Annotated in this window: 10 protein-coding genes; 6 read left to right on the top strand and 4 right to left on the bottom strand. The window is 63.5% G+C overall.

Annotation, left to right across the window (positions count from 1 at the left end; all coding sequences use genetic code 11):
* Nucleotides 1-97 precede the first annotated feature (97 nt).
* From VBE63_RS21375 to VBE63_RS21355, 5 genes are all read left to right on the top strand, one after another.
* Nucleotides 98-904 carry a DedA family protein gene (locus VBE63_RS21375; protein ID WP_323685047.1) on the top strand — a complete coding sequence of 269 codons (807 nt, stop codon included), beginning with the start codon at nucleotides 98-100 and terminating at the stop codon, nucleotides 902-904.
* A 133-nt stretch (nucleotides 905-1,037) separates the two neighbouring features.
* Nucleotides 1,038-3,059: a H(+)/Cl(-) exchange transporter ClcA gene (clcA, locus tag VBE63_RS21370; RefSeq protein WP_323685046.1), complete on the top strand. Its 2,022-nt coding sequence runs from the start codon at nucleotides 1,038-1,040 to the stop codon at nucleotides 3,057-3,059.
* Between the two features lie 85 nt (nucleotides 3,060-3,144).
* On the top strand, nucleotides 3,145-3,840 hold the full coding sequence (locus VBE63_RS21365) for a Uma2 family endonuclease (protein WP_323685045.1): 696 nt from the start codon (nucleotides 3,145-3,147) through the stop codon (nucleotides 3,838-3,840).
* A 32-nt stretch (nucleotides 3,841-3,872) separates the two neighbouring features.
* On the top strand, nucleotides 3,873-4,154 hold the full coding sequence (locus VBE63_RS21360) for a type II toxin-antitoxin system RelE/ParE family toxin (RefSeq protein WP_323685044.1): 282 nt from the start codon (nucleotides 3,873-3,875) through the stop codon (nucleotides 4,152-4,154).
* 12 nt (nucleotides 4,155-4,166) lie between these two features.
* The gene (locus VBE63_RS21355) at nucleotides 4,167-4,478 is read left to right on the top strand and encodes a HigA family addiction module antitoxin (RefSeq protein ID WP_323685043.1); all 312 of its coding nucleotides are present in this window, start codon (nucleotides 4,167-4,169) and stop codon (nucleotides 4,476-4,478) included.
* Nucleotides 4,479-4,491: 13 nt separating this feature from the next.
* Here the strand turns inward: VBE63_RS21355 and VBE63_RS21350 are convergent, their stop codons facing one another.
* Nucleotides 4,492-8,055 carry a DEAD/DEAH box helicase gene (locus tag VBE63_RS21350; protein ID WP_323685042.1) on the bottom strand — a complete coding sequence of 1,188 codons (3,564 nt, stop codon included), beginning with the start codon at nucleotides 8,053-8,055 and terminating at the stop codon, nucleotides 4,492-4,494.
* Nucleotides 8,056-8,210: 155 nt separating this feature from the next.
* Here VBE63_RS21350 and VBE63_RS21345 point away from each other — a divergent pair, with 155 nt between their 5' ends.
* Nucleotides 8,211-8,798: a Uma2 family endonuclease gene (locus VBE63_RS21345; protein ID WP_323685041.1), complete on the top strand. Its 588-nt coding sequence runs from the start codon at nucleotides 8,211-8,213 to the stop codon at nucleotides 8,796-8,798.
* A gap of 16 nt (nucleotides 8,799-8,814) precedes the next feature.
* Here the strand turns inward: VBE63_RS21345 and VBE63_RS21340 are convergent, their stop codons facing one another.
* From VBE63_RS21340 to VBE63_RS21330, 3 genes are all read right to left on the bottom strand, one after another.
* The gene (locus VBE63_RS21340; protein WP_323685040.1) at nucleotides 8,815-9,033 is read right to left on the bottom strand and encodes a hypothetical protein; all 219 of its coding nucleotides are present in this window, start codon (nucleotides 9,031-9,033) and stop codon (nucleotides 8,815-8,817) included.
* Between the two features lie 114 nt (nucleotides 9,034-9,147).
* The gene (locus VBE63_RS21335) at nucleotides 9,148-9,357 is read right to left on the bottom strand and encodes a type II toxin-antitoxin system HicB family antitoxin (RefSeq protein WP_323685039.1); all 210 of its coding nucleotides are present in this window, start codon (nucleotides 9,355-9,357) and stop codon (nucleotides 9,148-9,150) included.
* A 191-nt stretch (nucleotides 9,358-9,548) separates the two neighbouring features.
* Nucleotides 9,549-9,961: transposase (locus tag VBE63_RS21330; RefSeq protein WP_323685038.1), on the bottom strand; the 413-nt coding region annotated here is incomplete at its 5' end.

The raw sequence follows: 9,961 nt of genomic DNA, 5'->3' as shown, positions 1-9,961 counted from the left end.
GTTGGGCACCTGGCTGCGCCTTCAACGGTTTCCGTTGCTCCAAGGCCGGACGATGGCTAGCATGCGCGGATGAAGGCTAACCCCCGAGGGGATCGGTATGTCTTGGCATGATCCGTTCCATCATCCGTCACCGCCTGCTAAGCGAGATCTCTTAGCGGGCCGCTGGCGCCTTGTCCTGCTGGTCACCCTGGCTTGTGCCCTGTGGTTCGGAACCCCACTCGCGGCCGATGCGCAAGACAACGCCGTTGGCAGCATCAACGCCCACGCCCATCGGCTGGCGAAGGCGATTGAGGAGGACATCCTCCGCGTCGAGCCTTATCTGGAGCGTTATGGCTATTGGGCGGTGTTCGCAGCGGTCGGCGTCGAGGGGTTTGGCATCCCAGCCCCGGGGCAGACGCTGCTGGAGGCCGGCGCCATCGTCGCCGCGGTGCCGAATAGCCGGCTGAAGATCGAGTGGCTGCTGTTGGTGACGATCCTCGCCACCGCGCTCGGCCAGGCCATCGGTTATCTGATCGGTCGCACCGGCGGCCGGGCGATCCTGAATCGACTGCCGATCCCCGCGCAACACCTGCAAGGCATCGAGCAGAAATTCAACCGATACGGCGGTTGGCTGCTGGTCTTTGGGCGCTTCGTCGATGGCCCACGCCAGCTCATGGGGCTTTTTGCCGGGGCGCTGGAGATGCACTGGGGTCGCTTCCTGCTGCTGAATCTCCTCGGCGCGGTGCTCTGGGCCAGCTTCTGGGCGCTCGGCGTCTATTATCTAGATCTGCACTTCGACGCCCTCGTTGCTGCGCTGCGCCATCTGAACCCCTGGATGGAAGCCCTCGGATTGTTTGGGGTCATCGCCCTGCTACTGGCCATCCTCATCGCCGTGCTCAATCGGCCCGGCAAGGCCCAACCCTAACCAAGTGTTCATTATCTGTTTCCCGACGCTGCCGCTGTCCATGCTTCGCTTGCCGATCATTACGCAATCGTCATCCGCAGACCGGAAGGACGCTGACGGACAACCGCTAAGGCGCAGGCGTTAGCCGTTAGCCATGTCTTTTCCTTGGCGACTCTATCTCGCGGCCCTCGTCGTCGGCGTCTTCGCTGGACTCATCGGTGGCGCCTTCCACTTCCTGCTCGATCAGGCCGAATCCAGCAGAGATCTGCTGCGCGGCCTGCTCAGCGCAGCCCCAGTCCCCGGTTGGCTGCTGCTCATGCTGCTCGGTGCCCTGTTGCTGGTGGCGGCGATGTGGCTGGTGCGCCGATTTGCACCGGAGACCGCCGGTAGCGGCGTGCAGGAGGTCGAGGCCATCCTCGCCGGCGAGCGCACGCTGCGCTGGCAGCGGGTGCTGCCAATCAAGTTGATTGCCGGCACCTTCGCCGTGGGCTCGGGCCTGGTGCTTGGTCGGGAAGGACCGACCATCCACATGGGGGCCGCGCTGGGGCAGTTCGCGAGCGAGCGCCTGGTGCCACGCCCTGGGGCCAATCGCGCGCTGATCGCGGCGGGCGCTGCCGCTGGGCTAGCGACCGCCTTCAATGCTCCACTGGCCGCGATTGTGTTTGTCACTGAAGAACTGCGTGAGCATGTCGAGTATCGTTTTGCCACCATCCAGTCGGTGATCCTGGCCTGCTGCGCAGCGGTGATTGTCAGCGGCTGGATGCTTGACCAAGGACCGGATCTGCCGATGCCGAACCTGGACATGGCGCCGCTGCACTCGCTGCCGTTGTTCCTCCTGCTTGGCGTGCTGATCGGCGCCCTCGGGATGCTGTTCAACCGGTTGCTGTTGGGCTCCGTCGCCGCGTATCGGGCACTGGGCACGCAAGGGGCCTATGCCGCCGCCGCGCTGACCGGACTGACCCTGGGCGCGCTGATCTGGTTTGCGCCAGCCACGGTCGGCGGTGGCGAGACTCTGGTCGAGAATCTGCTCCATGGCCAGCCGGCGCTGTTCTTCCTACTGGCGTTGTTGGCGGTGCGTCTGCTGACCACGGTCGGCAGCTACGGCCTTGGGCTGCCTGGTGGCATCTTCGCGCCGATGCTCGCGCTCGGCACCCTTTGCGGTGCCGCCTTCGCGGCACTGGTCTCGATGATGGCGCCCGCCTTGGCGCTAGAGCCCGAGGTCTTTGCCGTCGCCGCGATGGGCGCGCTGTTTGCCGCCACCGTTCGCGCGCCACTCACCGGCATCATCCTGGTCATCGAACTTACCGGCGCCCAGGCCCTGGCGCTGCCGATCATCCTGACCTGCCTCAGCGCCACTTTTACCGCTGAGGGATTGGGTGGGCGGCCGGTCTACAGCTCACTGCTGGGGCTACAGCACAAACCGGCACCGCGCGCACCGATCCGGCGGATTGCGGCAGCGGCGATGATCCTGCTGGCCTTCATTGCGATCGAGCGGGTCGATGTCGCTCTTGAGGGGACAGGTATGGAGCCGACTGCGGTTCTTGCGCAGGTGTCATCATCGACAACGACATCGAGATCGACACCGAAAACGTCGACGCCAACCGTGACAGCCTCGGCGAAGACGCCAACGCCAACCGAGACAGCGCCAGCATCATTCCAGCCGCCATCTCAACCGGCACAGGCGCAGGCACCGGCCTCGACGGCAACATCAACCCAGCCGAGCGATCAAAGCGCCGATGGAATGGATACTGAGACGCGGCCCGCATCCGAAGCCGCACCCCAGCCAAACTTGGCTCAGGCTCGACCATGGACCGTTGAGGGCACTGATGCCGAGACCGATCTGCATATAGCGATCACAACACCCGACACCGGCGCCAGCGCCAGCGCAATCACCCAGAGCGCCCGCTTCAGCATCCAGCTCATCAGCTTCCGCGACGCCGACAACCTAGCGCGCTTCGCCCAGGACGAAGGCCTGATCGGCCAGGCACTCAAGATCGAGCCTGACGGGCAACCAAGCCGCTGGCACGCCGTGCTGCTCGGCGCCTATGCCGACCGCGCTGCTGCCGAGGCCGCACTGCGGGATCTCTCCGCGAGCCTGAAGCGTCTCAGCCCCACTATTCGCAGCCTTACTACGACTGAGCGCTTGGTGCCGATTGAGGCCGCAGCTAGCCCTTGAGGAGAAAAACGCTCAATCTCACAATGCGCGCATGATTGGCTAGACTCCAGTCGCATTCGCTAGGCATCTTCAACGAGGTTCCGATGTGCTGATCCATCCGTCACAAATTGTGGTTCCACCGGGTCAATCCATCCTCTTGGAAACCGTGGATTGGGCCTCCTTCGAGGCGTTTTTGGAACAGATGGGCGAACGGCCGGGCATGCGCCTGGCCTACGATGCTGAGGTGCTGGAGTTGATGACGCCACTGTTGGAGCACGAAGACGACAAGGAGATCATTGGTGATTTGATCAGGGCGCTGCTCGAGACCCTCGGCATCGAATTTCGCAGCATCGGCTCGACAACGCTCCGCAGCCCGACCGCTGCCAAAGGCGTGGAGCCTGATCAGTGCTTCTACATTGCCCATGAGTCCGCGATCCGCGGCAAGCGCTCGATCGATCTGAGTGTCGATCCGCCACCGGACCTTGCACTGGAGATCGACATCACCACCAGGCGCGACCACCGGGCGATCTATGCGGCCTTGCGCGTCCCAGAGCTGTGGCGCTTCGACGGCACTCGCCTGCACATCTATTGCCTGCGGGATGATGGCTATCTCGAGACCGAGCGCAGCGACCAATTCCCTGGCTTTGCACTGGCCGATGCCATTCCCCGATTTCTCGAGCGCAGCCGGGTGGATGGACGCAGTGCCGCACTGCGGGCCTTTCGCGACTGGATCACGACAGAGTGCCCGAGGTTGGATGACGAAAAACCCAAGCAAACAGGCAATACATCCAGGTCGCTTTGACGCCCATCACGTGACACATTACAATTGGCCGCATGATAAAGACCTTCGCGGACAAACAGACTCAGTCACTCTATGAATCTGGGAAATCCAAGAAATTCCCACCGGAGATTCATGCAAGAGCTTCAAGAAAGCTTGAGTATGTGGATTTGGCAACTTGCCTTGATGATCTGAAGGTGCCACCGGGAAACAAGTTGCATAAGCTCACTGATGATCGTGAAGGGCAATATGCCATCGCTATCAATCGCCAATCGCGCATTTGTTTCCGATTTGAGGATGGTGACGCGTTTGAAGTTGAGGTCTGCGATTACCATTAACCGGAGTGAGCCATGACTTTTGAAAACACGGGAATGCAACGGAAACCAACCCACCCGGGAGAAATGCTGCGTGAAGATTTCGCTCCTGACTATGGGTTAAGCGTATCCGCCCTCGCGGAGGCACTGGGTGTCTCGCGACAATCAGTGAATGAGCTCTTACGTGAGCGACGGGCGGTTAGCCCCGAGATGGCGATTCGCCTGGCCCGGCTGTTTGGTAACTCCGCTGAATTCTGGCTCAAGGCTCAGCGTACCGTTGATCTGTGGGAGGCGAAGCAGGCGCTTGCATCTGAAGTCGCGCGTATTCGCCCGTTAAATGCCGCGTGAATTCACTGCGCACTCAGGTGCTGGCAGCGCCCTCGATAAAGGCCGCCGCATCATCGGCGAGCGCCGTCAGCAGCGTCTCCGGCACGGCATCGGCGCCTTGGCCCAGTGCGATAGCGCGCATCAGCAAGGCGATGTCTGACTGCTCCAACAGACCAGCGGGCAGCACCTCGCCATAGAGCCAGATGCCGGCCTGCGACGGACTCGGCGGATCAGCGCGGCCGACGCGGTGGGCGGCAGCGGCGAGCAGAGCGGAGAGCATCAGGTCCAAGGCCGGCCCTGGGCAGCGCTGCTGGATCAGCAAGCGGGCGGCGTCGATGGCTTCGCGCGCCTTGCGCAGCAGCGGTGGCTCGACCGGCGCCTCCAGTGCACGACCGGCGTCAGTGTCCGCGGCCTCGGCATCAAACAGCGGCTCCGCCTCAGCTACCGGCGAGGCCTCGCCGAGTCGGCCCAGGCTGGCGAGGGTGCGACGATCGATCAGCGCCACCGGCACCCGCTCGGACAGCCCGGCGGCGATCTCGTCATCGGCCTCTTCGACTCGATCCAGCACCACCAACAGCCCGCCCATGCCCACCCCAAGACCGCTGTCGCGACGGCGCTGGGCGAGCATGCGCTGAATGCGTGGACCGAATTGGGTCTGCAGTGCGATCACGCAGTCGCGCACCGCGTCATCAAGGTCTGGGCGCAGCCTTGCCGTGGAAGACGAGGATCTGCGCGCGGACTCGGCGGTGAGCCGCTCCTGCTCGGCATCCGATTCCGCGCCGGTTGCCACAGCAGCGGCGCCTGCCGCTTCGGACTCCGCGCCGGTTTCCGCGCCAGGGCTGCCCGCGGCAACAGCCGTACCTGCGGCATGAGCCGCGCCTGCAGCGCCAGCCATACCTGCAGCATCAGCCGCGCCTGCAGCGTCAGCCATGCCTGCAGCATCCGCCTCCCTGCCGAACTCGGTCTCTTCGCCTGTCGACGCTCCAGCTCCCTCGCTGCCCGGTGCATCGCCTAGCCCCGTCCCTGGCAGACGGCCTTCCGCGGTCTCATCAGTTGCCGATGCGGTCGCGCCGTCTGCCCCGGCGCTGTCATCCGTCGCCGACGTCGATCCCGCTGCCCCATCCGCATCCGCCGACGCCGACGACCGCGTCAGATCATCCGCCAACACCTCGGCCAACCGCTTGGAGACGCTGACCACATCCTCGGTCGCATCCTCATGCACGACGTTGTCGAACAGCTCGCGCTTGCCTTGCACCAGCCCCAGCACCCGCTCCTCATAGGATTCCGGCGCCACCAGCAGGATCGCCTGCACCTTCTGCCGCTGGCCGAGCCGATGCACCCGCGCGATGCGCTGCTCGAGCACGGCCGGGTTCCAGGGAATATCCAGGTTGATCAGCACCGCGGCGTTTTGCAGGTTGAGGCCGACACCGCCGGCATCGGTGGAGATGAAGACCTGGATCGCGTCGTCGTCGCGGAAGCGGTCCATCAGCGCGCCGCGATTGGCGGTCGGCACGCCGCCGTGCAGACGCACGCTGCCGAGCTTCATGGCGCGCACCCGCTGCTCGACCAGCTCGGTCATCAACGCCCACTGCGAGAAGACCACGACCTTGAGGCCGGCCAAACGACAGACCTCGTCGAGCAGCGTCTCCAGCTCATCGAGCTTGGGCGCACTCTTGCCGGGCCGCTGCTGCGCCAGTTCCGGATCGACCAGGGCCGCCGCGTTGCAGGCCATCCGCGCCCGTTGCAGCGCGGCCATCATGCGATTCTGCTCGCTCGGCGTCAGTGGCCGACGCTTCATGATCTGCGCCAGGATCGCCGCGGCATTGATGGCGTCGTCGTGGATCTCCTGCTGCAGCTCCGACATCGGCACATCGACCCGGGTCAGGATGCGCTCTGGCAGCTGATCGCGCACCAGGCTGCGATCGCGACGCAACATCACCGACGCCAGCCGCCGCCGCAGCTCGGAGAGGTTGCGATAACCGAGCACCTTGCCGCGATCGTCGGTGATGTGGAAGTCAACCATGTAGCGCCACAGCGGCCCCAGCACGCGCGGATCGATCACCTGCAGCAGGCTGTAGAGATCCTCGAGGCGATTCTCGAGCGGCGTGCCGGTGAGCACGAAGGCATAGCGCGAGCCGATCTGCTTGACCGCACTGGCGATCTTGGTGCGCCAGTTCTTGATGCGCTGGGCCTCGTCGAGGATCAGCAAGTCCGGGCGCAGCTCGGCATTGATGACACTGAGATCGCGCATCACCAGCTCGTAGTTGACGACGTAGAAGCCGCGGCCCTTGCGATACTGCACGCCGCGCGCCGCCACCGGCCCTTGCACGACCTGCACATCGGCGCCGGTGAAGCGCTGGATCTCGCGCGCCCATTGCAGCTTCAGCGAGGCTGGGCAGACCACCAGCACGCGCTCGACGCCATCGTTGCGGTGCAGCCAATAGGCAGCGGCGATCGCCTGCAGGGTCTTACCCAAGCCCATGTCGTCGGCCAGCAGGGCGCGTCCGCGACCGGCGAGGAAGGCGACGCCATCGGTTTGGTAGGGATAGAGCTTGGCCTGCACACCGGGCAGCCGGCCGCCGCTGTCGCGGATGCGCTCGCCGATCTCGGCCGCACGCACCGCGCGCGCGGCATCCTCAGCCAGGCGGCGAGCATAACCGAGGGCGTCGTCACCGATCTCGAGATCGCCACGCTCGGCGACCTGGTCGGCAAAGCGCAGAAAATCGTCCGGCAGGCGGAGCCGGAAACGGCCATCGGCGTCGAAATGCTCTTGGAGCAGCGGCAGCAGGTCGGTCGCGGTCTCGGCGCCACGATGCAGGCGAATGGTTGGCGCCTGCGCGCCTTCCCAGTCCAGGAACACCGCGCTGCGCGGTGGCGGCTGCTGGGCGATGCGCTTGAAGTCGCGACGCTTGCGCAGCCGGTGCAGGACGGCTTCGACATGCTTGCAGGTACCCAGCTCGTTGGTGGCGAAATCCGGGCAGGTGCAATAGTTGGCGCGGCGGTCGAAGGCGCGGATGTGGACGCGGTAATCGCTCGAGAAGTGGGTCGCGGATTGCAGCGAGCGTGCCCGCCACAGCCCATAGCCCGCCGCCTTGGTCGAGTCCGACAGCGGCTCGACATGGACCTCGGCGCGGGCCTTGGCGAGGCGCTCCTCCAGTGCCGTACGTTGGGCATCAGCGAGCAGCGCGGGGTCGCTTGGTGATTGACCCTGGCCTTTGGCATAGGCGAAGAGCGCGGCGATCGCGTGCACGCAAAAGGCGCCGTCGTCGCAGCCATCGCATTGGCAGCCGGCTAGCAGTCTGGTGCTATCCTTGCCAACGATGGTGATATCGACCTCGAGCTGTTCCTCAGTCTCGGCATCCTCAACACGGGCATAGAGGCCGTCCGGCGCCCGATCGAGCGCCGTCACTCGCAGTTCATTGCAAAGCCGCAGCCCGGCACGCACCACCAAGGGCTCCGCCAACGCTTGGATCTGCTCGCTGTCGAGCAGGAACGGATCGGCAGTTGGGCTGGCATTGGCAACCTCCGCGGGATCTGCCAGATCGGAATCTGGCATCGATGCCTGCGGCGTCGAATCGGAGTGCAGCGGGTCGTTCATGGTCCTATCCGAGGGTTGAAGATGGTCGGAATGGTACGCCAAGGCTGCGTCCTCCTGCTGACCTCATCCCTGACCCCAACTCGCCGCACACTGCGGATGTTGTTTTACCTTATGCTGAGCAGAGCAGAACCGAGCCCCAACAGCGGTGACCCATCATGTCCCTACAGCCCAAGCCGTTCTACAGCATTGATGACTGGCTCGTGAACGAACGCGCCGCGCTCGAAACGCGCAGCGAGTACATCGATGGCGAGGTCTTCGCGATGACGGGTGCACGCGAGGCGCACAACCTCATCGTCACCAATCTCAGTCGCGAACTCAGCACCCAAGCCAAGGGTCGTCCCTGCCGGGTCTACGCCAATGAGATGAAGGTTCACATTCGCGCCACCAACGAGGGCCGTTATCCCGACCTGGTGGCCCTCTGTGGTGAGCGCGAATTCTACGATGCGCGCACCGATCTCCTGCTGAACCCCTCATTGATCGTCGAAGTCCTCTCTAAATCGACCGAGCGCTACGACCGCGGCGACAAGTTCGCCTCCTACCGGCTGATTCCCAGCCTACGTGAGTACCTGCTCGTCTCGCAGCACCAGATGAGAGCTGAACTCTATTGCCGACAGCCCGACGGCCGCTGGCTGCTGAGCGATTTCCATGCCGCCAGCGACCAGATTCCGCTGGAATCGATCGATTGTCAGCTGAGCCTGGCCGAGGTCTATGACAAGGTCGATCTCATCGAACCAGAGACCTGAAGGCTAAACGCCAAGGCTAAGGCTTTTGGACCGAGGGGTTTCCTGGCAACCAGTCCCCTGTCTCCAGATCCAGCGTCGCCTGATGCTCGACGGCGATCCGCACCCAGATCTCGCCGATGCGCAGACAGTCGCCGAGACTCAGTGCCGGCTGCTCGAGCCCATAGTGATGGTCGTACAGATCGTGGAACAGCCAGCAATGCGCGGTCTGGTTGAGCCGCCCCGGAAAGCGACGCACCGTCTCGCGGTAATCAGCCCCTTGACGTGATAGATCGTGGTCGCCTTTCAGGCTGAAGCGGCGTTCAATTAGAATCAGACCCCTTAACCCCTTAACCCTACTGTCACGACAAGATCAGGCCGCACAGTGCTCTGGCACATCAACATAAGTCAAGATCGCCTCAGCGTCGGCATCGACCGGCAACGAGAGCATATCCTCCGCGCCAATGCGCAGAGACTCCAGACAGTCTTCGCGGGTTCGCTCCTGCGCATTAACACCCGGCAAATCCACCAGCCGACCAATCCACCAGCCATCGATCTGTTTCAGTACGGCACGATATTTCATGGCGCTTTACCTCACAAAGGGAATATTCAGATCCTTGCAAATTTGCCGAGCCAGTTCATCGACCAATTCACGATGACGCGGCACCTGCGTTTTCCAAACGCCATTGCCAACAATGGTGTGCCGCCTTCCCTCTCGGATCACAACCACCCCATGAAGACGCAGATGGCGCATGAGTTCAGCGCGGCGCATGGTCAATGCCTATCTGGTAAGCAACTCAAAGCCCCAACTCCATCTGCCCCGGCAACACCGCCGATCCATCTGTCCCACAGCGTACCCTTGCGACGATAGGTCTTGTTGATGGTCTGCACATAGCGCCGGCCGATGGCCATCACCAGCCGGGGAATATGCGCCGCCGCTTTGGGGGTGAGCAGCAGATGGACATGGTTAGTCATCAGCACATAGGCATGCAGAGCCGCGCCGGTTTTCGCCAGCGCCTCGCCCAGCCAGTGCCGATAGGTCTGATAGTCTTCGTCGGCAAAAAAGCAGGCTGCACGGTTATGACCGCGCTGGACGATGTGATGCGGGTAGTTGGCGATATGCAGGCGGGGGGCGTCGTGGCATGCCAGAAGTATAGCGGAAAAAATGAACCTGACCCCTTTAATTC

Source organism: Lamprobacter sp. (assembly GCF_034860625.1).
In the GTDB taxonomy this organism is placed as follows: domain Bacteria; phylum Pseudomonadota; class Gammaproteobacteria; order Chromatiales; family Chromatiaceae; genus Lamprobacter.
Note: the sequence above shows the minus strand (reverse complement) of the source record. Positions and strands in the feature narration are given on the sequence as shown.

Excerpts from the sequence above, each read along its gene's own strand:
- VBE63_RS21360 (WP_323685044.1), top strand. The coding sequence starts at position 3,873 with ATGATAAAGACCTTCGCGGACAAACAGACTCAGTCACTCTATGAATCT.
- VBE63_RS21350 (WP_323685042.1), bottom strand. The coding sequence starts at position 8,055 with ATGAACGACCCGCTGCACTCCGATTCGACGCCGCAGGCATCGATGCCA.
- clcA (WP_323685046.1), top strand. The coding sequence starts at position 1,038 with ATGTCTTTTCCTTGGCGACTCTATCTCGCGGCCCTCGTCGTCGGCGTC.
- VBE63_RS21345 (WP_323685041.1), top strand. The coding sequence starts at position 8,211 with ATGTCCCTACAGCCCAAGCCGTTCTACAGCATTGATGACTGGCTCGTG.
- VBE63_RS21355 (WP_323685043.1), top strand. The coding sequence starts at position 4,167 with ATGACTTTTGAAAACACGGGAATGCAACGGAAACCAACCCACCCGGGA.
- VBE63_RS21335 (WP_323685039.1), bottom strand. The coding sequence starts at position 9,357 with ATGAAATATCGTGCCGTACTGAAACAGATCGATGGCTGGTGGATTGGT.
- VBE63_RS21375 (WP_323685047.1), top strand. The coding sequence starts at position 98 with ATGTCTTGGCATGATCCGTTCCATCATCCGTCACCGCCTGCTAAGCGA.